Source organism: Ekhidna sp., assembly GCF_965247405.1.
In the GTDB taxonomy this organism is placed as follows: domain Bacteria; phylum Bacteroidota; class Bacteroidia; order Cytophagales; family Cyclobacteriaceae; genus Ekhidna.
The window spans coordinates 2,587,094-2,609,312 of the sequence record NZ_OZ252014.1 but is presented as its reverse complement, the minus strand read 5'-3'; the positions used below and the strand labels follow the sequence as shown (position 1 = coordinate 2,609,312).

Annotated in this window: 18 protein-coding genes; 5 read left to right on the top strand and 13 right to left on the bottom strand. The window is 41.4% G+C overall.

The genetic code is table 11. The features are described from left to right. Positions 1–7: 7 nt before the first annotated feature. A complete protein-coding gene (locus tag ACP14Y_RS11835) occupies positions 8–3,259 on the bottom strand; it encodes a VPS10 domain-containing protein (RefSeq protein WP_424963171.1) in 3,252 nt (1,083 codons plus the stop codon). Between the two features lie 247 nt (positions 3,260–3,506). Between ACP14Y_RS11835 and ACP14Y_RS11830 the strand changes: the two genes are divergently transcribed. After that, positions 3,507–4,607 carry a fatty acid desaturase family protein gene (locus ACP14Y_RS11830; protein WP_424963170.1) on the top strand — a complete coding sequence of 367 codons (1,101 nt, stop codon included), beginning with the start codon at positions 3,507–3,509 and terminating at the stop codon, positions 4,605–4,607. Here ACP14Y_RS11830 and ACP14Y_RS11825 read toward each other — a convergent pair. Further along, positions 4,604–7,516, bottom strand: coding sequence for a CHAT domain-containing protein (locus tag ACP14Y_RS11825; protein WP_424963169.1), 2,913 nt, complete (start codon positions 7,514–7,516; stop codon positions 4,604–4,606). The two genes, ACP14Y_RS11830 and ACP14Y_RS11825, sit on opposite strands and share 4 nt — an antisense overlap. Positions 7,517–7,567: 51 nt before the next feature. On the opposite strand from ACP14Y_RS11825, the gene ACP14Y_RS11820 reads away from it, so the two are divergent. Continuing rightward, entirely contained in the window at positions 7,568–8,179 is a 612-nt protein-coding gene (locus ACP14Y_RS11820; protein ID WP_424963168.1) for an aminotransferase class IV, read from the top strand. Here the strand turns inward: ACP14Y_RS11820 and ACP14Y_RS11815 are convergent. The 9 genes from ACP14Y_RS11815 to ACP14Y_RS11775 all read right to left on the bottom strand — a co-directional run bounded on the left by ACP14Y_RS11815 (position 8,151) and on the right by ACP14Y_RS11775 (position 17,220). After that, entirely contained in the window at positions 8,151–9,407 is a 1,257-nt protein-coding gene (locus ACP14Y_RS11815) for a CHASE2 domain-containing protein (RefSeq protein ID WP_424963167.1), read from the bottom strand. The two genes, ACP14Y_RS11820 and ACP14Y_RS11815, sit on opposite strands and share 29 nt — an antisense overlap. Positions 9,408–9,461: 54 nt before the next feature. Further along, on the bottom strand, positions 9,462–10,268 hold the full coding sequence (locus tag ACP14Y_RS11810; protein ID WP_424963166.1) for a hypothetical protein: 807 nt from the start codon (positions 10,266–10,268) through the stop codon (positions 9,462–9,464). A gap of 214 nt (positions 10,269–10,482) precedes the next feature. Further along, positions 10,483–11,085 carry a hypothetical protein gene (locus tag ACP14Y_RS11805; RefSeq protein ID WP_424963165.1) on the bottom strand — a complete coding sequence of 201 codons (603 nt, stop codon included), beginning with the start codon at positions 11,083–11,085 and terminating at the stop codon, positions 10,483–10,485. After that, positions 11,075–11,617 (bottom strand): RNA polymerase sigma factor, encoded by a 543-nt coding sequence (locus ACP14Y_RS11800; RefSeq protein ID WP_424963164.1) that lies wholly within the window; start codon positions 11,615–11,617, stop codon positions 11,075–11,077. Before ACP14Y_RS11800 ends, ACP14Y_RS11805 begins: the two co-directional genes overlap by 11 nt. 141 nt (positions 11,618–11,758) lie before the next feature. Continuing rightward, a complete protein-coding gene (atpC, locus tag ACP14Y_RS11795; RefSeq protein WP_424963163.1) occupies positions 11,759–12,013 on the bottom strand; it encodes an ATP synthase F1 subunit epsilon in 255 nt (84 codons plus the stop codon). 30 nt (positions 12,014–12,043) lie between these two features. Further along, complete coding sequence (gene atpD, locus ACP14Y_RS11790) at positions 12,044–13,552, bottom strand: F0F1 ATP synthase subunit beta (RefSeq protein WP_424963162.1); 1,509 nt, start codon at positions 13,550–13,552, stop codon at positions 12,044–12,046. Positions 13,553–13,638: 86 nt separating this feature from the next. After that, positions 13,639–14,847 carry a sensor histidine kinase gene (locus tag ACP14Y_RS11785; RefSeq protein ID WP_424963161.1) on the bottom strand — a complete coding sequence of 403 codons (1,209 nt, stop codon included), beginning with the start codon at positions 14,845–14,847 and terminating at the stop codon, positions 13,639–13,641. Positions 14,848–14,957: 110 nt separating this feature from the next. After that, a complete protein-coding gene (locus ACP14Y_RS11780; RefSeq protein ID WP_424963160.1) occupies positions 14,958–16,274 on the bottom strand; it encodes an ABC transporter permease in 1,317 nt (438 codons plus the stop codon). 22 nt (positions 16,275–16,296) lie between these two features. Beyond that, entirely contained in the window at positions 16,297–17,220 is a 924-nt protein-coding gene (locus ACP14Y_RS11775; RefSeq protein ID WP_424963159.1) for an ABC transporter ATP-binding protein, read from the bottom strand. A gap of 124 nt (positions 17,221–17,344) precedes the next feature. On the opposite strand from ACP14Y_RS11775, the gene ACP14Y_RS11770 reads away from it, so the two are divergent. The 3 genes from ACP14Y_RS11770 to ACP14Y_RS11760 are packed head-to-tail and all read left to right on the top strand — an operon-like array spanning position 17,345 to position 20,961. After that, complete coding sequence (locus ACP14Y_RS11770; protein ID WP_424963158.1) at positions 17,345–18,076, top strand: lysophospholipid acyltransferase family protein; 732 nt, start codon at positions 17,345–17,347, stop codon at positions 18,074–18,076. Between the two features lie 12 nt (positions 18,077–18,088). After that, positions 18,089–18,379: an Asp-tRNA(Asn)/Glu-tRNA(Gln) amidotransferase subunit GatC gene (gene gatC / locus ACP14Y_RS11765; RefSeq protein ID WP_424963157.1), complete on the top strand. Its 291-nt coding sequence runs from the start codon at positions 18,089–18,091 to the stop codon at positions 18,377–18,379. Further along, positions 18,379–20,961 (top strand): tetratricopeptide repeat protein, encoded by a 2,583-nt coding sequence (locus ACP14Y_RS11760; RefSeq protein WP_424963156.1) that lies wholly within the window; start codon positions 18,379–18,381, stop codon positions 20,959–20,961. Before gatC ends, ACP14Y_RS11760 begins: the two co-directional genes overlap by 1 nt. Before the next feature lie 84 nt (positions 20,962–21,045). On the opposite strand, the gene ACP14Y_RS11755 is transcribed toward ACP14Y_RS11760, so the two are convergent. Both ACP14Y_RS11755 and gcvH read right to left on the bottom strand, forming a co-directional pair. After that, positions 21,046–21,723 carry an energy transducer TonB gene (locus tag ACP14Y_RS11755; RefSeq protein WP_424963155.1) on the bottom strand — a complete coding sequence of 226 codons (678 nt, stop codon included), beginning with the start codon at positions 21,721–21,723 and terminating at the stop codon, positions 21,046–21,048. 107 nt (positions 21,724–21,830) lie between these two features. Further along, positions 21,831–22,205, bottom strand: coding sequence for a glycine cleavage system protein GcvH (gcvH, locus tag ACP14Y_RS11750; protein WP_349565147.1), 375 nt, complete (start codon positions 22,203–22,205; stop codon positions 21,831–21,833). Positions 22,206–22,219 lie beyond the last annotated feature (14 nt).

Sequence of the window (22,219 nt, the reverse complement as noted above, 5' to 3'; positions counted from 1 at the left end):
CTATATGCTACCTCCCCTCTACCCACGAGCCTCCCGCTTCTACTACCTTATCAGCGATGCTTTGCGCTTTGATGCGCTGCGCTTCCAGCCTGGCCATCATGTCAGTCCATTGCTCCTTAATGATGCGCATGGTTTCTTTATGTGTCTCTGTTGGTCCATACGTAGAGGTAGTGATACCCCTATTCAAGGCAAACAATCGAGCACCGATTGTCGGTCGACTTTTTTCTCCAACCTGATTTTTAGCCGGATTTCCATTGAATTTCGTATCTAGCTCTCCTAGTTCACTTCGAAGTGTGGCGATCTCTGTTAAAACTTCGCTACTCAAATTGGCATGTCCTGCAGCTTTATGTAGCATGTCGGCCATTTTCATGGTTTTAGATAACTGAATCCCTAGCTTACCTACATCTCTGCTTAGATCTTCATATTCCCTCCAGAATGCAACCACTTCTTCCATCGGATTCCCTTCCAGTGTTCCATTGTACATTGGCTCAACCACCACATTCACCGGACCAGCAATTTGACTAAAGCTTCCTCTTTCATATTTATGAAGAGTAGCTATATACGTGCCTGGCGCACACAACAAACCATTGACATCTCCAAAATCACCTTCCAGGTCTACCGCTTTTGTCACTCCTACACGTAGGTTCCACGCTACTCGGTTGAAGCCTTTTTTATTAGCGGCTTTCACTCGGTTGATAATATTTCCTGCTTGATCTTTGATTTCCAGGTAAATAAATGGGTCCATTTCTCTGGTTTCATCTTCCAGTGCATCCCAACCAGGGAATGGAATATTGCCAGTTTTTCCTTTTTCACTAGTCTGTCGCTGTTCCTCCAGGCTTTTGTTACTGTCCTTTAAGTAGTAAGTAAATACTGCTCCAAAATCAGGGTTTGGTGCTACATATAGCTGTGAACCTTGAGACCCTCGCTTATCATCGAAACTCAACACCGGTCGCTCTACATACCACCACGCTTTTCGGGGTTCAAATAGCGTCGCTTCCTGAGCAATTTGATTAGCGTTTACATTTCTTAAAGCTGAATAGTCGTCCAGTATGTAAAAACCTCTTCCGAATGAAGCGGCAACCAGATCACTTTCTCTGCGCTGAATGGCCAGGTCTCTAAATGAAATTGTAGGAATTCCTCCTTCCAACTCCGTCCAGCTTCCTCCTCCATCTACGGTAAAATAGACACCAAACTCAGTAGCAGCAAACATCAAATCCTTATTCACATGATCCTGCACGATTCGCCAAATCAGGTTTTTATCTCCTAATCCATTTTCAATGCGTGTCCAGGTTCTGCCTTTGTCAGTACTCTTCACCAGATAAGGTCTGTAGTCGCCCTCCTTGTGATTATCGAGAGCTACATAAAGGATATTCTCATCAAAAAGATCTGCTTTCACATCATTGACATAGCATCTGGAAGGAACACCCATAGCGCTCACTTCTACCTTTCTCCAGTTTTGACCTTCATCCTCAGTCACCTGGATCAACCCATCATCCGTACCGATGAAAATAACCTGCGCATTTTGAGGAGAAACAGCAATGGAAGTGATGGTATTGAAATTCGACATAGCACCCACATCCCATGGGGAATCCCAGCTCTGGGTTCTTCCCATAATTGGCAGTGCTAATCTTTCCTGATCCCTGGTCAAATCACCCGAAAGTGCCGTCCAGCTATCTCCCCGATTGGTAGACTTCCACAATCTTTGAGACCCATGATAGATGGTTGCAGGGTCATGTGGAGAGACCAAAATCGGTGCATCCCAGTTGTACCGTTCAAAATCTTCGTCGGGACCTGGTTGCGGCATTACATCAGTTACTTCACCCGTTTTCAAATCTATTCTGGAAAGCGTTCCCTGCTGACGCTGGCCATACATGATGTTCGGGTTGCCCGGCTCTGTTGCGGGCTGGTGACCATCCCAATTCAGCACCACCTGCCAATCAGCATTTCGAATGCCGTGCAGATTATCCGTTCTTGAAGGGCCTCCTTGGGTGCTGTTGTCTTGAGTACCACCATACACATTGTAAAATGGTTTCGAGTCATCTACCGCTACTTTATAAAACTGTGTGATTGGAAGGTTTTCCATGTATCGCCAGGTCGCGCCCAGATCAAAACTTTCATAGACACCTCCGTCTGTCCCGACTAACAGATAATTCGGATCTGACATTTTGAAAGTGAACGAATGATTATCACCATGTTTAGCAGTCTCATCCATGTTTTCAAAGGTCTTTCCTCCATCTTCTGATTTCATCAGTGTATTGTTCATCATATACAACCGATCGAATTTGTGAGGTGAGGCGTAAATCTCCTGATAGTAGTGTGGGCCGGTCGCCCCAGCCACTGCATCAGACATTTTTGTCCAGCTACCTCCTCTGTTTGCTGACCTCCATACTCCGCCGGTTGTACGGTTCAGTTCAATAGCAGCATACAACACATCCGGATTGATTGGAGAAATAGCAAGGCCTGTTTTACCCCATTTGCCTTCCGGCAATCCTGTTTTTAATTGCCTCCAGGTATCTCCGCCATCTTCGCTTAGGTAAAGTCTAGATTTTTCTCCACCACCCATCCAGGCTGCAATGGTTCTGTGATGCTCCCAAGTCACCGCATACACTCTATTAGCATCTCTTGGATCAACTACCATGTCTGTAACTCCGGTATACTGATCATCTCCGAGTGTCTTCTTCCAGGTTTTTCCACCATCAGTAGATTTAAAAAATCCACGATCGCCACCGGGACTCCAAAGTGGTCCTTGCGAAGCAACGTAGATCACATCAGAATTATCGTGATGTACAATGATTTTAGAAATGTGTTCCGAGTTTTTCAGCCCCATATTGGTCCATGAGGCTCCTCCATCGGTACTTCGATAAATACCATCACCAAAACCGGCATGACGCCCGCCTACATTCTCACCCGTTCCCACCCAGATGGTGTAAGGGTTACTTGGATCTATCGTGACACAACCAGTAGAGTACACTGGCTGGTCATCGAAAATAGGTTCGAATGTGGTGCCTGCATTGACGGTTTTCCAAACTCCGCCTGAGCCAACAGCCACATACCAAACATTTTCATTGGTTGGATCAATAGCAATGTCAGCAATCCGCCCTGACATAAACGCCGGTCCAATATTCCGGAACTTTAGATTTGAAAATAATTCCGATTCAATCGGTTTTGTAGTTGTGCTGGATCTGCGCCTTTGCGCATCGATAGTAAAGATCACTCCAATCATCAATGCAAGGAGCAATAGTGAGGATAATCGCTTCATGATTTTTTAAAGGTTAAAGGTTTCTTCTAAAGATAAGGAGGAATGCTTTCAGATTGAATCTCTTCTTGATGGACGGTAGGTTAATTTTTGGAATGGGTGTACACCTTTCTATCGCCTTTAATCGGTGTAACCAGCCAATTGACCGACGTATCCAATTGGGGCTCAGGGCTTTTATTTGTAAATTTGCGGCTTCAAAGAAAAACATTCCCTGATTAGGGTGTTGCTAAGAAAAAGAGCCTAAGGAAGCATGATTATCAGATACAAATTTGAGAATAAGTTAGATCGAGAGTTTGCAGCTGCTTTGAGGACGCGGGTGAATTCATATTTTCAGGATAACCAAATTCAAAGAAATGCAAACAGCAAAATGATCATCAAGACCATTTCTGTGCTATCCATGTACTTGGTACCTTATTTTGTTTTGATATTGGGTGGATTCACTAATCTCTGGCTTTTGATGGGGCTTTGGATGCTGATGGGAATTGGCAAAGCGTTTATAGGAACGACCATCATGCACGACTCCATTCATGGGTCTTACTTTAAGAATCCGACCATGAATAACCTGATGACATTTTCAGCTACCATTGTAGGAGTAGACAAACTTATCTGGCACATTCAGCATAATGTGCTGCATCATACGTATACAAATCTTGAGCATGCAGACGAGGATATTTTGCCACGATTTGTATTCAGATACAATACCAACCAACCCCATAAGTGGTTTCACAGATTTCAACATATCTACGCACCAATTTTTTATTGTGTCCCCCTTTTAGAGTGGATTACAACTAAAGACTTTATCAAGGTTTTCGATTATCGAAGAGATGGATTGATAAAGAAAAAGGATTTTCCAATGGAGCTAACCAAAGTAATCCTAAGAAAGGTGTTTTATTGGGTGGTATTTCTTGTTCTTCCGGTAATGCTTATTTCAATTCCGGTATGGATCACCATACTCATGATATTTGCGTCTCATTGTATTACTGGAATTATGTTGGCTATGATTTTCCAGACTGCTCATGTGGTAGAGCCAGCGGAATTCTTTGATGAAGAGGATGAGCGAGTAAAGCACAGTTGGGTGGCTCATCAGCTGAAAACAACCTGTAACTATGGCATGGATGACAAGGTACTTTCCTGGTTTTTGGGAGGGCTGAACTTTCAAATTGAGCACCATCTATTCCCAGAAATCTGTCATGTACATTATCCCGCTATATCAAAACTAGTACAGCAGACGGTAAAAGAATTCGATTTACCCTATTACGCATTTCCTTCATTTGGAGCAGCAGTAGCTAGCCATTTCAAGCACATGAAGGAAATGGGTAGTGCGAAGGATTTGCAGATGCATGTGGCTTAATTAAGCATCACAAAGGCACCCCAATAGTAAGGCTCAGGGAATGACTCTCTGAGCTTTTTTTGTGCTGCAAAGAATGCAACCTCTTTGGGTTTACCTCCCATCCATTCCTTGTAGAAATTGGTCATCAGTTGCATGGTTGCTTCGTCGCTCACTTTCCACAGACTCATAACGACTGATTCTGCACCTGCCACCTGGAAGGCACGCTGAAGTCCGTAGACGCCCTCACCGGATTTAACTTCACCGAGTCCAGTTTCGCAAGCACTCAAAACGACCAGGTCGGTGCTTTTTAGATCTAGCGTAATTACTTCGTAAGCAGTAAGCACCCCATTATTCGTGCTCTTCACCTCTACATCATGATCATCACCCTGCATGGTTTGCTCAGCATTCGCAAGCATTAAACCAGATCTAAGCAGCGGGTTGTCTTTGGCCTGACTCACATCCACACCAAAAACTTTCTCTCCGGATGCCTGACTTTCCGGAAGGAAGAATCCATGAGTAGCTACGTGCAATAAGGCGGGGGACTGAATGGATTTAAAGTTTTCCTCTGTTGCTTGATTTTGCATAAATGCCTTCGTAGAAAAGCCTTTACTCTTAGTAATTCCACTGATAGCCTCAAGTTCTGCCTTGGTCCCAGGTAGTGGACTCAAGAGACCTTTATTTCCAAAATTTGGATAGCCGATTAGCGCTACGTTCTTTGAAGAAAATCCTGTATGCTTTTCTTTCACCAGGTCACGGGTACTCGTATATAAGTGAAGGTTTAAATTATCTGACACATAAGTACCATCCGGTCGCTTCAAGGCTCCTATATTCAATTGAAAATAAATGCCATCAAGTGATAGATGAATATTCTTAAACCCAGTAAGTGCATCATCTACCGGCTTCCAGTATTTATCATAGGATATGCGATCCTGCATTTTGGCTTTCACCATGTTCAGGTAAGCCTTGGCGTACTTCCCATCCAAATCCTCTCCTTCCTCAATCTCGACAATTTGCGGGTGGATGGAGTTTAGATCAGCTATTAGAAAGGCATATTTCTTTTCCTGCTTAAAGGTGCGATCAAATACGGGATAACCGATGATTTCAACGGCAGCATCTCCAGTACCAAGTTTGGATTTCACCTCAGCCAACGTGGTGGAAGGAAGCTTATTTGAAGCTGCAAATGATGATGACCTTCTGTTCAGTTCCTTCTCCAGTTGATTTGCCTTTTCCTCTGCCGCAGAGATATCAATTTTTAAATCGCTGAGTTGTTCTTTTGAATAGGAATAATAAAGCAGTAACCTTTCTTTTACATCAACCCACTCTGTATAAAGATGCTTCAGACTTTCGTCATTACTATTTAGAATTTCCTCCCGTACCTTGCTGGAAGCACTCAATAAAATGCCCTTTGTCTTCAAGTGTAGATTATACATATCTGTGAGAAGTGAGGGGTCTTGCTTCCCTCTTTCAGAAGCAAAGGCATAGAACTTTAATATGGAAGGGCGAACCTTAGCCCAATACTGGCTTTTTTCATATTCGCTCATGGCGCCAAAGTACTTTTCCACCAATTCCAGATTGGTGTTTAACGCCTTCTCAAAATTTGCTTTTGCCGTTGGGTAGTCTCCCTTCTTCCAGTAAACGACAGCCAGATCTTCCAGCGAACCCAAGTAATCCGGGTGATATTCGTTGAATATCTCTAAATATGAATTACTTACTTCACTAATAATTCTCTTAGCCTCATCCAGGCTACCGGAGGTCAAATGATACCGGCCTTTGTTATGCTTGGTTTTAATGTAGGCGGGATGAGATTCCGAATATTTCTTTCGGAAAATATCCAATGAATGCGCCAAGAGTTCGAGCACTTCTCCGGTTTTACCTTGCTCCATCAGAACGGCCGCCAAATAGTTCTTCACATTTCCAACATCTGTCTGGTTTTTGGCAAATCGTTTTTCCTTTAATTCAATAATTTCTCTAAAAACACGCTCCGCCTCGGCATACGAACCTGCACTATATTGAATCAAACCTTTATTTATCTGGAAACTCACATTGTCACGTCCCTTTTCTCTAAGAGCCCCTTCTGCATATCGTGTTGCCTGATCTATGGTTTCCAAAGCTTTATCATACTGACCAATTTCGTTGTAGAGAAGTGCTTTATTATTAAGAATAATAGCATGTGATAACGATCCGTCTCGGCTATTTTTTCGGATGATTTCCTCAGATTTATTGAAATACTCTTCCGCATCAGTATACCTTCCTTGAGCTTGTGAAATGGTTGCATGATTGCAATAAAGTGAGGCCAGCGCTGCGGTATTCTCACCAATAATTTCTTTGAAATAACGAATGGTTTCTTCAATGAATTTTTCTGAGAGTTTATAATCACCTTCTGCGTGAATGAGGATAGAAATATTAGCTACCGTTTTACCAAGCGCATACCGATCAGCGATGTTCATGGTATCCATATTCACCAAGTCTTCGATGGTGAAGACCTGATCGAATGAAGGAACATCATCCATCATCAGGCCCAATGCATCATTGAAATTTGAAATTGCAGCTTCCGGATGAATATAGATTGAAAACTCAGCCGCCCGATTCAAATCTAATACCTGCTCATATACTTCAAGTTGAACAGGTTCTGTATCTTCATCTTCGTAATTTTTTGCAAAAGTGACAAGCAGATTTTCTTTGCTATCCCGATTGGCAAAAAAAGATGCTCTATTGCCTTGAGAGAAAATATAATTGTAAAATGAGGTGTCCTTAACCAGCTGATCCTCCCTAATCTTCGCCATCCGATCGTCCTTATTTACCAGTTCTTGCGGCTCTACTTCTTCTTCAACCGCTTTTTGCACTCGATCTTTGAGTTTTTTAAAGTTGATTTGTGCCGTAACCTGAGCGGAGGCAAATGCAAACAGAATGAATAAAATGATTCGAAACATGGCTAGGATTATTTTGAGATAAAGTTAGAGTTTTAAGCTAAGATGAAAAACATGCAGTTCATTGAAAGTATTCAAATGAGAGATGGAAAGTACATTAACCTGCCGTTGCATCAGGCAAGGGTTGATTATGCTTTTGAACGTTTTGCACCTTCAATTGAATCACATGATTTAGAACATATTCTCCCAAACATTCAGCTTGATGGCATCTATAAAGTTCGATTGGTTTATGATCTGGATATTGAAGATGCAGAATATGATTTAGAGTATTCTGAATATTTGCCGAGAAAAATAGACTCTCTGGAAGTGGTCAATTCCAAACCATTTGACTATTCCATGAAATATGCTGAGCGTGCCCCTATTAATAATCTAGTCAAGCAATCCAATGCTGATGATATCATCATAGCCATTGATGGAAAAATCACCGATGGCTCCTATTTCAATGTGACCTTCTGGAACGGAACCGATTGGCTCACTCCAAATAATTATCTATTAAATGGTGTGCGAAGACAACAACTTTTGAACGAAGCGAGAATAAAAGAAGAAGAAATATTAATAAAGGATATAGATACCTTTGAAAAGGTCAGTCTCATCAATGCCATGTTAGATTTAGGTGATCTGGAAATCCCTGTCTCGTCTATCTCTCTTCCCAAAACCGCCGATTGACCTTAAATACTTCTCTTCTTCGTTCCTTAGAAAACAGATTTTTAACTACCCCGTGATATACTTCCAGCGAATCACCCGATAGTGCAATAACAATCATTGCCAGAGTAAAATCAGCTTTATAGTTAAAAACCAATAGCAAATAGATCATTAACGTCGCAAGTCCAGCAACTTCTATTAATTGAAAGATTTTAGTGATTCCATCATACCATTTTGGCATGGCTCCATAAATGATTTTAAAAAGGAACACATTAAACAAACAGAAAAAGATAGCTAAAGCTATCTGAGCATTTTCGGACATCTGATCAATGGGGTCATCATCCAGAATCTGTGAGATAATATTGGCATGAACCACACCTCCGAACATGTCATTTTTGGCTTTTCCAACATAGTTTTCATTCATTGGGGTAAAATAGAAATCCTCTACTGTCTCGGTATCTCCCAGGTATTCCCCCATGAAACACATGATCACAATCTTGTCCTTAAAGAGATCAGCGGTAAAGTTCTCCTCGAAAACATCATTGACATCCAGTGCAAAGTATTTCATGCCGTACTGAGCGGCTGAAAAGCTCATGATATTGCCTTTATAGTTAATTACTTCTACATCATTATCTCGATCTACAAATTCTTGAGTGCTGGCAGAATCGTATGCATAGGCCAGACGAACAGGAAAAGCGTATCGGGTTTCTCCAGCTACAATTTCAGAGGGGGGAAACTCCCTGCACATTTTCAGATCTTCCTGCACGCGTGCATTGGTAATGAGATTGACATAGCCCAATTCAGTCACATTTGTAATATGCTCTTGCGGCTTGATCGTCGTATCAAAATGACCTGCTTCAGGATTATAATTGATCAATTTCTCGCCAAGTACAATATTAGGAGTCTCTGAAAGCACTCGCACTAGAGCACTATCCTGCTCCCACTCTTTAGGAATATCCAGTAACACATCCAACCCGATGACTTTTGGCTCATACTTATTGATAATCTCGATCTGGCGTGCGATTGCTTCTCTCGGCAAGTAACCGATATTAACCATCACAATGCGGTCATCGGCAATGGGATCTTCCTGAAGCTGTGAGAATACAATATCTGTTAGCTCAAAGTCAGCAAACATTTCGCCAATCGGATCGAAGGCATCAAAAACATTAAGGAATGTAAGGGACGCAAACGCCCCCATGATCCCAAAAATAAAAGCTGAACAGAGGATGGTATCTCGGATGAATCGTTTCATCCGCTAAAAATAGCTGATTCGAATCTTTGACAACATCCCCTTTTTGCGGTATTCTCAGAAGGTTAAACCAAAGCGAAGGGCCGGAAATGCCTTCTTGAAACCGTCGGTAAAAACAATCTCCGGAGTAAGGCTTGTTTTGGATGATTTTCTATTGTAAACGGTTAATTTAAATGTATCTCCTTTATAAAAATCTCCGTTCTGGTTGATCAGGTAACCAAATCCAATTCCGTACTCCTTTTCAGTGGTAGTATTAATTGCGAAATAACCCGACAAAAAACCATTTAAATCGATATTGAATTCGCTCTCCTCATTCCTGGAAACGAAGTAATGCTGCGTGTAAAGAAGTCCGAATTTGGTTGATGGTTTACCAAAACGATTATGAAATCTAAATGACACATCATAACTAATGTCAGGCACAAATCGATCTGCATAATATCCTAATCCTACTCCGATACTCAACTCCAAAAAATCTACCGGATTATCTGTACTTATTTTATCTATTTTAAAGTCTCCGTACTTAGATATACCCTCAGCCTGATATTGTGATCTTCTGTACTTGAATTCTTCCTTATTGGATTCTATTTCAGACCAAAGGCTTTCTATATTTTGATTTTTAATATGATCCAGCTCAGAAATATCGTCCACAAAGAAGGAAATAGAGATTTTATCCAAATAAATCCTAAAATCTATGCGATCTGAAAATTGCTCATACATTCCTTCTTTCCCAATGACAAATAAATCAGATTGAGTCTCAAAGGGCGTGACTGCAATTCTGGCTTCAGCGGCATCTTCATTTTTATGTTTTGAATAAATAACCGCAACACCATCATCGTGTATTGACTTGTCTAATGATGTCTCCATTACGCTTAGAATTGATCCCCACAATTCATTTGATAAGTATTCTTTATCGTGACTCATTTGATTAAAAGCAAAGGTCAGTTTCTTGTTAGCATCAGTTACGATGGTTAAAGTGTCAGGGAATTTTGACTCTTTAGGTGACTGCCCGAAATTTAATTGTTGGGAATAAGTTATTGATGACGTGCAAAGTAAAATCGCACCTATTGCTAATTTCAATTTATTTATTCTTTTCATAGAGCTTAATTTTTAATGCTTGATAATTGACATTTAATTCATCGGTAGATTTTTGCCATTGAGCTCTAATGGTTATTGATCTTCCTTTTTCAACTGTGGGCTGCTCGAGACTTGCCCGGATCGCTGAAATATCTTCTGCCGCAAACAGCGACTTTTTGTTTTCATGTTTGACAGGGACCACAACTGGTTCCAGTGATAAATTCATGGATGGCAAGCTTGCCACTTGCAAAGGAGCTATGCCTTTCTTCCTTAATGGTTTCGCATCCGGATAGTCAAACTCCTCATCGACAGCAACTGACGGACTTACTTGCTCCTCAATAATTGCTGGTGTTTCAACATCCTCTTTAGAATCTGCTGCTATTGACTGATCTGAGAGAACTTGCCTCTCTGACTGCTCTAATGTGGGGCTAAGAATGTAAGCAAGACCCAAAATGAGACAAGCGGCTGCTACCCACCAAATGGCGTAAGGTCTGCGTTCATCCAGTCGCTTTTCCAGCCTGGACCAGGTCGCTACATCATCAAATTCAACTCCCAATTCGTGAGAGGAGAGTTGATCCAGTTTCTCAGATAATTCATTATGAGCCATAACCTTCGTTTTTTGATTGTAACATTTCCCTTAGAAGCTTTTTTGCTTTAAAAAGCTGAGATTTAGATGTTCCAGTTGAAATTTTGAGTTGGTCAGCAATTTCCTGATGGGAATACCCCTCTATCTCATAGAGGTTAAATACCGTTCGGTAACCCACGGGAATCGATCGAATTATTTTTAGCAGATCAGCAGTTTCCAGACTCTTCAGCGGAGAAATATCTATCTCCTTATCTACGTCTTCGTTGATCGACATGATCTGAATTTCCTTATTCTTCCGAAGCTTCATCAAAGCTTCATTGATCATGATCCGTTTGACCCACCCGAAAAAAGCATTTTCATTTTCATAATTTAGCTTCTCCAGATTCTTAAATACTTTATAAAATCCCTCTAGCAGCACATCCTCAGCATCTTGCTGGTTCTTCATATACCGAATGCAAACCCCCATCATCGGAGCACTTAACTGTTGATAAAGCAAGTGTTGCGCACTACGATCTCCAGATCTACTTTCTTTTATTAGGTGTTCGGTGTTCAAGCGTCAGCGTTTGGTAGTAGAATGAGAATAAGTGGGAATTGGTTGTCTGAGTAAAATTAACAGACCAATATTACTGTGTATAAAAACAAAAAAAGCCATCCGGATTACTCCAGATGGCTTTCTAATTAAGATTTTCAGTATTTATTGTTCAGCGAATATCTTTTCTACCAAAACATTCACTTTGTTATTCATTACCTCTACAACTCCTCCCTCTACCAGGATATGAACCTCTTCTTTCTTCTCAGGTTTGTAGCGAATGTCGCCTTTACCTAACGTAGAAACCATTGCTGCGTGGTTGTTCAATATCTGAAATGAACCATCGCTACCAGGAAAAGAAGCACTAACAACTTCTCCCTCAAATACTTTCTCGTCTGGTGTTACTATCTCTAGAAACATATTTAATTAGATTTTCCTGTAGCGTTGCGATTAAGCGTTCGCTTCAGCCATTAGTTTCTCACCTTTCTCAATCGCCTGCTCAATCGTACCTACAAGGTTGAAAGCAGCCTCTGGTAGATGATCCAACTCACCATCCATGATCATGTTGAATCCTTTGATGGTATCCTTAATATCTACAAGTACTCCCTGAAGACCTGTAAACTGCTCTGCTACGTGGAACGGCTGAGAAAGGAATCGTTGTACCCTTCTTGCTCTGTGTACCACTTCCTTATCTTCATCAGAAAGTTCATCCATACCAAGAATGGCAATAATATCCTGAAGCTCTTTGTATCGCTGAAGAATCTCTTTCACTCGCTGCGCACAATCGTAGTGCTCATTGCCCAAAATGTCCGCGCTCAAGATTCGAGAAGTCGAATCCAATGGATCTACCGCTGGATAGATACCAAGCTCAGCGATCTTTCTTGAAAGTACAGTTGTAGCATCCAAGTGAGAGAATGTAGTCGCTGGCGCTGGGTCAGTCAAGTCATCCGCAGGTACGTAAACGGCCTGTACGGAAGTAATCGATCCTCGTTTTGTTGAAGTAATTCGTTCCTGCATCAGACCCATCTCAGTTGCAAGCGTTGGCTGGTAACCTACCGCCGATGGCATACGACCAAGAAGTGCCGATACCTCAGATCCCGCCTGAGTAAATCGGAAAATATTATCAACGAAGAAAAGAATGTCTTTTCCTTTTCCTTCACCGTCTCCATCACGGAAGTGCTCGGCAACTGTCAGTCCGGAAAGTGCTACCCGTGCTCTCGCACCCGGTGGCTCATTCATCTGACCAAATACGAAGGTTGCTTTAGAGTCTTTAAGTTTTTCTTTATTTACTTTAGACAGGTCCCATCCTCCTGCTTCCATTGATTCTTTGAAATCTTCACCGTAATCCACGATTCCAGCTTCAATCATCTCACGAAGAAGGTCATTTCCTTCTCTTGTTCTTTCTCCTACACCAGCAAATACTGACAAACCACCGTGTCCTTTTGCGATGTTATTAATTAGTTCCTGGATCAATACGGTTTTACCAACACCCGCACCACCAAACAATCCAATCTTACCACCTTTTGCGTAAGGCTCGATCAGGTCAATTACTTTAATACCTGTGAAAAGTACCTCAGTGGAAGTAGAAAGATCCTCGAATGGAGGAGCCTGTCTGTGGATAGGAAGACCATTTGAGTTGTCTACTTCTTCCATTCCATCGATGGCGTCACCAACAACGTTGAAAAGTCGTCCTCTGATTGCATCTCCTGTAGGCATTTTGATAGGAGCACCAAGGTCAACTACCTCCGTTCCTCTCTTCAGTCCATCAGTTCCTTCCATCGCGATGGTTCGCACCGCTTCTTCGCCCAAGTGCTGCTGCACTTCCAAAATTACCTCTGTGCCGTCCGGACGAGTCACTTTCAGTGCGTCCATGATGTTTGGAAGTTTTGATCCTTCAGCGCTAAAGCTTACGTCCACTACCGGACCAATAACCTGGGTTACTTTACCTGTATTTGCCATTATTTCTTGTGGTTATATTAATGGGGTTGTTTGAAATTTGGTGCGAAATTAAGGGAAAAAACCATAAGGAAAAAGGGATTTTCACTTCATCCATTCAGGTAAATTCGGAAAGTAGTTCCCTTATTGATTTCAGAGTGTTTTACAAAAATTTTTCCCTGATGATATTGCTCAATTATCCGCTTAGCAAGCGTCAACCCTAATCCCCACCCTCTTTTTTTGGTGGTATATCCCGGGCGAAATACATTAACGATCTTCTTTTTAGGAATTCCCTTGCCGGTATCTTTCACATCCACTGCTATTCTGCCTTCATTGGCACGCAGAACACTAATGTGAATGGAGCCTTTACCTTCCATCGCATCGGCTGCATTCTTGCATAAATTTTCGATAACCCAGGCAAAAAGAGATTGATGAATCCTGGCCTCAATATCTCGCCCAGGAAAGGCTGAGACAGTCATTTGAATTTTCGTGGAAAGACGCTTTTGAAGATAAATAACGATTTCATCAATGGTATCCACAATGTTGAACTTGGCCAACTGCGGTTCACTTCCTATGCTCGAAAATCGGTCTGTTATAACTTTTAATCGATCTACATCCTTATCAAATTCAAGTAGGGCTTCTTTTTGCTCGGGGTATAGATCTTTAAAATATTCAGACCAGGCCATCAATGAGGAAAGCGGCGTGCCCAGTTGATGGGCTGTTTCCTTTGCTAATCCTACCCAGACATGATCTTGTTCTACCTTTCTCAAATAATTCAAAATTAAAAAGGTGATCACCCCGAACAGCGCAATAATGGAAAGCTGAATGTATGGATAATACGTGAGTTGGCTGAGCAGGAAAGAATTCTTGTAATAAATGAATTTAGTCCCATACACATTTCCTGCATCATCTGTCAGGGTCACCTCGATAGGCTCACGTTCTTCACGCATCCTTCCTATCTCCAGATTTAGGTATTCGCTTTTCTCCTCACCCATCAGCCTGTCCGCTTTAGGAAGATTTCTATGAAATTCAGGAGCACCACTTATGTCTGTTAGAATAACAGGAACCGTATGATTGGCTGACACGATTTCATCAAAAATCATCAGAAAATTGTCACTTGCAGTCGCCAAAAACTCGAGGGAGCTTGCATAAATCTCTATCTGACGCTGTTCGCGTTCACGTATTTGCTCTACGAGATTGTTTGTATACCATATGGAGCCTAAACTGATAAAAAAAGCAAACCCCACCACAATCCACTTTAAGTGTGGACGTAGAGGGGCTAATGTAATGCCTTTTGCTTCTTTAAATTTCTTGCTCAATCTGGACTCCTATGTTTAACCACAGACGAAACCAAGAGATGTCTGGGTTTAATCCCGACAAAGTAAAGCTTTCGTCAGGATTAAAAATAACGAGGAATCTGAGATCTATTTTAATTCTTCTGCATGAACCACCTGGCAAGCACCTTGTAATTCACCTTGGTACCATGCATGAGAATACCAATTCGATAGATTCTGCCCGCCAACCAAAGTGTAAAAAGAAAGCCTCCAACCAGCAACACCATACTTAAGGCTATTTCCCAAGCTGGTACACCAAAACCAATTCTTCCCATCATTACAATTGGTGATGTGAATGGAATGATGGAAAGCCAAAAACTGATACTCCCATGAGGATCATTAAATACAAACATGAATAATCCCATTAAAGCAACGATGATTGGTGATATAATAGGCATCATAAACTGCTGTGCATCTGCAGGGGTGTCTACAGCTGATCCCACTGCCGCAAAAAGTGCCCCGAATAATAGATATCCGCCTAAGAAATAAAAGACAAATAACAATACAATCTGAGTGATTGGAATGTCTCGAATGATCGTCATGATTTCTTGTACTTTTTCATTGGCCTGTACAGCAGAAGTCTCATTGCCTGCTTGTTGCATCATCTGGGCCGTTTCAGCAGGATCCATGCTCAATCCAAATGCAGCCATTCCAGCGAAAGAAATCACACTCATAAGAATCATCCAGATAAGAAACTGGAAGACCCCTACTGAGGCCACCCCCACCACTTTTCCAATCATCATGTGGAATGGACGAACGGTAGATACGATCACCTCTACGATCTTGCTATTCTTTTCCTCGATTACACTTTGCATCACCTGCGTACCGTAAACGAAAAGGAAGATGTAAATCAAAAATCCCATTACATACCCAATACCAAAAGTAAAACCGGCATCACTTTTCTTTTCATCCCCGGTTTCGGTGATATTAAATGAATCAATGCTTACATAGGTTTTCAACTGATCCAACTGATCTTCAGTGAGTCCGGAACGTGTCAGCTTTATGTCCCTAATCTGCGCTTCGATATTTTTTTCAAACCGGTTAACAAGATTTACACCCGGACTGGTCTTAGCATAGAAAAGCACTCCCTCAGGATCATCTATGTCAATATCAGGAATATAAATCAGCGCAAAATCTTCTGATTTGCTGAATCTATTTTTTGCTGAATCCAGTGGTCCTTCTACAGATTTGTAAGCATACCTATCATTATCTTCAAAGTTCAACAATCCGCTAACATCTAATACCTGAACTACTTCAAGCTCTTTATTTTTTTCATTTTCAATAGCCAGATAAATCATGCCCCCCATGATTGCCGGAAACAACAATGGAACCAGTATCGTAGCAAGCAGGAAGGACTTCTTCTTTACCCTGCTCATAAACTCGCGCTGTATTACTAATAATATCTTATTCATTTCTAGTGATTTTTTGGTGATTTTAGGCTTCTACTAATTCAGGATTTCCTTTTACCAAAGAGATGAAAATATCATTCATGCTTGGAATGCGCTCTACAAAAGAGTGAATTTCCACCTGACCGATTAATGCTTTCAAAAGTTCATTAGGATTGCCCTCGGCAGAGTATTGAATAAGTGAACGTTTCAATCCACGTCCAATTTCTTCCGTATTCATTACCTCATAACCATTTCCATTAGTGATCTTGCCTTCTTTGTACTCTACATAATAGGTTCCATCACGGAATTGCTCTTTGATCTCAACCTTGGATCCATCCAGGATTTTTTCTGATTTATTGATCATCGCCACGTGATCACACAACTGCTCTACAGACTCCATTCGGTGTGTGGAGAAAATAATGGTTGCTCCTTTTTCACGTAAATCCAAAATCTCATCTTTAATCAGGTTCGCGTTCACCGGATCAAAACCGGAAAAAGGCTCATCCAGAATGATCAGCTTCGGCTCATGCATGACTGTAGCAATAAATTGAATTTTTTGAGCCATCCCTTTTGAGAGATCTTCAACTTTTTTGCCCCACCAGTCCAAAATATCCAACTTTTGGCACCAGGCTTTTCCTCTTTTAGAAGATTCTTTTAGGGATAGTCCCCTAAGCTGACCAAGATAAACCAGCTGTTCACCCACTTTCATCTTCTTATACAACCCGCGCTCTTCAGGTAGGTAGCCAATCTGCCTAATGTGCTCTTGGTTAAGAGGTTTCCCATCAAACAGGATCGCTCCCTGATCGGCTTCAATGATTTGGTTGATGATGCGAATAAGTGTTGTTTTTCCCGCACCATTGGGGCCTAGTAGACCAAAAATGGTTTTCTCCGGTATTTCCATGGTCACATCAGACAAGGCCTGATGCTCGCTATAAGATTTACTTACATTTTCTACTTTTAATAAGCTCACAGTGATTTCGGTTTTATGATCATTAGTGCACGAAAGTATCAAAAAATTACAGAGTCATCCTTTTTTTTCTACCGACTGGATTTTGCGACTAATTTAGTGGCTCATTAGGCACCTAACCGGCAGTATGATTTTAAGACGTTTGTATTCTTTCTGGGCCATCCTCTCAATGGTCTTTTTCTTTGCCCTGCTTATTATTCCATTACTTATAATGGTGCCTATCAAATCCATTCATAAGACTGCTCTGAAAATTAACTGTGTCTGGGCCTGGTGTTTTTTGAAAATGGCATTTATCCCTGTTCGAAAGGACTGGAGATTCAAGCTCGACAAGAAACAGCAATACATCCTTTGCGCCAACCATTTCTCTTATCTGGACATCCCGATACTTGGCTTGTTTCCGCAATCTTTCAAGTTTGTGGGTAAGAGTTCGCTGGCCAGGATCCCAATTTTTGGATATATGTACCGGGCACTTCACATCACCGTAAACCGATCAAGCTATAGAAGCCGCGCAAGAAGTCTGGTTAAGGCTCGTGAGGCCATAACTGATGGGTTTAATTTAGGTTTCTTTCCAGAAGGGGGTATTCGCTTAGAACATTATCCTAATATGGTGGACTTTAAGGATGGAGCGTTTAAGCTAGCCGCAGAAAACAATCTTCCGATTATCCCTGTCACTCTACCTGACAACTACCGAATACTTCCTGATGATGATTTATTTAACATCAGAAGAAAGCAATGTAGAATTATATACCATGAACCCATTTGGCCTAACGGAGACACTGATCAGCACGTGAAGCAACTAAGGGAAGAGGTTTTTCGTGTGATTCAAACCGAGCTTATCAAATACAAGAATGAAGCTTAAATTTGATCTTCCATGAAAATCACGAAAGAGATAGTAAGAAAAACTGCCCACCTAGCCAGACTACACTTTGATGAAACCAAAGAAGCTGAAATGGTGCATGACCTACAAAAAATGGTGGATTGGGTGGATAAACTCAAAGAGGTGGACACAGAAAATGTAGAACCTCTAACCGGCATGTCCTTCGAAATAGACCGATACAGAGAAGATTCCGTAAAACATCATTTAACGACAGATAAAGTGTTTAAAAACGCACCTAAACATGATTCTAATTATTTCAGGGTGCCAAAAGTGATCAATCAATAGTGAGCGTATCTTTAAAAAAAATTATCACAGGACTCTTTGTTTGCTGTGTGATTGCCATGTTGTGGAGCTACCAGGCTGGCTATAGTCTTTCCATCGATTGGGAAGTCACTACTACAGGAGAAGTCATTGAGTTTCCTGCATGGACGCTCGAAACTGACCTGATGACCTATGAAATAAAAGGTGAAAAGTATTTGCTTAGTGAAAACTACTCAGGCAGTGAGATTAAGCGAGACATTACTAGCGATCAGGCACTCATGGGCATTATGTGGATGGGATTATGCCTGGCGATGGCAGCCTCAACTTATTTAAAGAGATATGCATTTTTCGTGGCAGCTGCCCTCTTCGCGCTGTTTCTTAACCGGCTTAATCTTTTTGAGGTTGGGCTTTTTGGCATTCACAGCAGGATGGTCATTCTTCTCCCTTTTACCCTGCTGATCACACCACTTGTGATTTTTCATGAATACAAAAAATCAACCCCATTTATCGCGCGAATTGGAATAATGATCGCACTAAGTGTCGTTATTTTTTTTGGTGTTAACCAGATGGAATTGTTTACAGATCACCTAATTGCTCATTCTCTTTTTGGATATACCGTTTGTGGACTAATATTTCTCTTCATCATTTCAGAAGAAATCATTTTTGGTATTCTTTATGTGGTCACATCCGGAAAAGGAGGCAAAAGCAATCATCTACACTTTGTGATTCTTTCGCTGATATATCTTGGCAACCTGATTCTCTATTATCTAAATAAATCCGGGCTATTCGAAAATAGTTTTTTCTTCTTCGACCCATTTATTCTATTGGCTATTTCCAGTTTGGTAGCGCTTTGGAGCATTAGAAAAAAAAGTGGCTTTTTATCCAAACACGTGGATAATCAAACACTACTCAGTTTAACATTGAGTTTAGGGATTATTACATTTCTGTTTCTCACTCATCAAATGATAAGGGGAAATGATGCCGTATACCAGGCCTTCCATTATTTCATTTTGTATTTCCATATTGGGTTCGGAACCTTATTTTTCTTTTATATCATAGGGAACTTTGTTGACCCGCTGATCAAAGGCTTTGAAGTTCATAAGATCGCCTACAAGGAACGGAATTTTCCTTACACAAGTGCTCGCCTTGGTGGGATATTCGCAGTACTGGCATTCTATTTCCTGGCAAATCAGGAACCGTATAATTTACTTAAATCTGGGTATTATAATTATCTCGCCCAAAAATCAAAAACAGAAGAGAATATCCTCCTGGCAAGAGAGTATACACTGCAAGCCAGCTACCTAGGCTACAACACGCATATGGCCAATTATAATCTGGGATGGTATGAGTTGGACAGGGGTGCCGAGTTTCCGGCAAAGACTTATTTTCATAGTGCTACTCAGCGATACCCTTCACCGTATGCCTGGGTCAATTATGGAAACCTGGATTTGGAAGTGAATCCAAATAAAGTGCAGGCCATTTATGAGGAAGCATTGAGAAAACATGGAAGTGGAGAAATGAGAAATAATCTTGGCATTGCTCACATGCAAAAAGAAAATTATGAGCAGGCGTTAAAATATTTCCAGGAAGCATCACCCTCTAACAAATGGAACGACGCTCCCTTAGTGAATAAATGGAATATCTTCAAGAGATTAGAATTAGTAGATTCGTCTGCCATTGATCAAGATTATGAAGAAGGCAATTTTGGCGTCAGGAGCAATGTACTTACCACGCAAACCGATCAAACATCACTGGATTTTCAGTACGAAGGGATCAATCAGGCAGAGCATCTTCACAGGCAGGCGTACCTGCTAAATGCCTCTTTTCTCTTTGATCATGATTCGGTAGAACAGCTAGCAAGAAAAGAACTAAAAAGCGCATCGGATGGCACTTACAACTCCAGGCTAAGAAAAGCTTTGGCGATCCATTTATACAACAAGGGTAAAGTAAATGAAGCTTTCATGATACTGGATTTTCTGCAGGCCAACGCACATCAATACTACAAGGGAGAATACCTCGATGCGCTTGGAAAGCTTGCACTTGATCAGCAGGCTTATCAGCTATCAATGGAGTTTTTCGACCAGGCTATTGAGGTAAAGCACACAGAATCAATATTTGGGAAAATGGAAGTGATGGCCAGAATGGGACGAAAAGACGAAATTCCTACCATTCTACTCCAAAGACTAAAAAGAAATCCAGAGCTTACTGACCGGGCAAATCAAGTACTTTCAAAGCTGGAGAGTTACGAGGCTCCTGCTCCCCAAAAACAGGCTATCTCAGAATTAAAGAGCATGAGTGACTCTACTATTATAGCTTTAGGAAGAATGAATGCTTTCCACGAAGCACAGGTACTGGCTGTGGTTGAGGAACTCAAAAACCGTGGTGCCTCAGGCGCATATGAGTTACTAGTTGACGCTACAGAGATTAATCCATATAGTGTCCCTCTCTTGAAAGCATATGCACTCTTTGCCCTTGATTGGAATCTGATAGAATATGCAGATCATGCTGTAGAGAAACTATCCAAGCTATTATCTTATGATGAGTTCATAGCATTCTCTCGATCATACGAAAAGAAAAAACAAGAACTGGAAGAAGCTGAGTGGTGAGTTTAATGGGTTCCTTTATATCACTGACATAAAAAAAGCCTCTTGATGATCAAGAGGCTTTCTGTTTTATTTTATTCGTTATTCTTAGTTCGCAAACTTGAATAGAATGTTTTGAATCATTTTCTGGCGAACAGGCTTACCACGCTGCTTACCCGGCTTCCATCGAGGAGAATTCTTAAGTACTCTCACGGCCTCTTCATCACATCCTGCACCGATTCCTTTTACCACATGGATATCGGTAAGCTCACCGTTCTTCTCCACAACAAACTGCACGAATACTCGTCCTTCGATTCCCATTCGTTGCGCCTGTCTTGGGTACTTCAGTTCCTTCTTCAGGTACTCATAGAAAGCGGTGATTCCCCCAGGGAATGATGCGGACTCTTCCACAATGGTGAAAATCTCATCTACATTCTCCTCTTCAGGAGCTTCTTCGAATACAATTTCCTCAACCACTGTCTCCTCAGTAACCTCAACGTCAAGCTCAACTTCGATCTCTTCCTCGATTTCTTCCTCATCAGGAACCTCGATGATCTCTGGTACTTGAACTTTCGGTGGTGGTGGAGGTGGTTGCTCCGTTGGTGGAATGTCGATGATATCTTCAAAATCATCTTGAACATTTCCCAGGTCCATTAGGCCTGAGTCGTCATAGGTCCTCCATTCGAAAGCCACTATCACGAGCAATAAACTTGCAGCCATTCCAATATTCAGGAACATTCCTGACTGTCTGGAAAGGTCTATTTTCGGATTCTTTTTAGGTTCCATATTCCTTCTTTTGTGAAGTTGAACATCAAATATATGCCCTTCATTATTTATATACCAAAAGGACGGTGGTATTTACTTATATCAAACAAAAAACATTCCAAAATTTCCTAACCCCCTACTTCTGCCTTATAATCTTCGGCAGAAATCAGGTGATCACCCTTGTCAGAAATTTTGATCTTGATCATCCATCCCTCTCCATAAGGATCTGAATTCACAAGTTCCGGGTTCGACTCTAACTCACCGTTGATCTCTAAAACTTCGCCCGAAACAGGCATAAATAAGTCTGATACGGTCTTTACGGCTTCTACTGTTCCAAAAACATCGCCGGCTTCCAGCGATTCGCCTTCGGTTTCAATTTCTACGTAAACAATATCTCCCAACTCACCCTGAGCGAAATCTGTAACACCAACGGTCGCAATGTCACCGTCAATTTTCACCCATTCGTGATCTTTGGTATAATGTAAATCTGAAGGAATGTTCATCTGCTTCTTGAATT

What these genes read in the sequence shown, in the direction of transcription:
- ACP14Y_RS11835 (WP_424963171.1), bottom strand. Translation starts at nt 3,259, where the DNA reads ATGAAGCGATTATCCTCACTATTGCTCCTTGCATTGATGATTGGAGTG.
- ACP14Y_RS11810 (WP_424963166.1), bottom strand. Translation starts at nt 10,268, where the DNA reads ATGGAGACATCATTAGACAAGTCAATACACGATGATGGTGTTGCGGTT.
- ACP14Y_RS11820 (WP_424963168.1), top strand. Translation starts at nt 7,568, where the DNA reads ATGCAGTTCATTGAAAGTATTCAAATGAGAGATGGAAAGTACATTAAC.
- ACP14Y_RS11770 (WP_424963158.1), top strand. Translation starts at nt 17,345, where the DNA reads ATGATTTTAAGACGTTTGTATTCTTTCTGGGCCATCCTCTCAATGGTC.
- gcvH (WP_349565147.1), bottom strand. Translation starts at nt 22,205, where the DNA reads ATGAACATTCCTTCAGATTTACATTATACCAAAGATCACGAATGGGTG.
- ACP14Y_RS11830 (WP_424963170.1), top strand. Translation starts at nt 3,507, where the DNA reads ATGATTATCAGATACAAATTTGAGAATAAGTTAGATCGAGAGTTTGCA.
- ACP14Y_RS11805 (WP_424963165.1), bottom strand. Translation starts at nt 11,085, where the DNA reads ATGGCTCATAATGAATTATCTGAGAAACTGGATCAACTCTCCTCTCAC.
- ACP14Y_RS11755 (WP_424963155.1), bottom strand. Translation starts at nt 21,723, where the DNA reads ATGGAACCTAAAAAGAATCCGAAAATAGACCTTTCCAGACAGTCAGGA.
- ACP14Y_RS11815 (WP_424963167.1), bottom strand. Translation starts at nt 9,407, where the DNA reads ATGAAACGATTCATCCGAGATACCATCCTCTGTTCAGCTTTTATTTTT.
- atpD (WP_424963162.1), bottom strand. Translation starts at nt 13,552, where the DNA reads ATGGCAAATACAGGTAAAGTAACCCAGGTTATTGGTCCGGTAGTGGAC.
- atpC (WP_424963163.1), bottom strand. Translation starts at nt 12,013, where the DNA reads ATGTTTCTAGAGATAGTAACACCAGACGAGAAAGTATTTGAGGGAGAA.
- ACP14Y_RS11825 (WP_424963169.1), bottom strand. Translation starts at nt 7,516, where the DNA reads ATGTTTCGAATCATTTTATTCATTCTGTTTGCATTTGCCTCCGCTCAG.
- ACP14Y_RS11780 (WP_424963160.1), bottom strand. Translation starts at nt 16,274, where the DNA reads ATGAATAAGATATTATTAGTAATACAGCGCGAGTTTATGAGCAGGGTA.
- gatC (WP_424963157.1), top strand. Translation starts at nt 18,089, where the DNA reads ATGAAAATCACGAAAGAGATAGTAAGAAAAACTGCCCACCTAGCCAGA.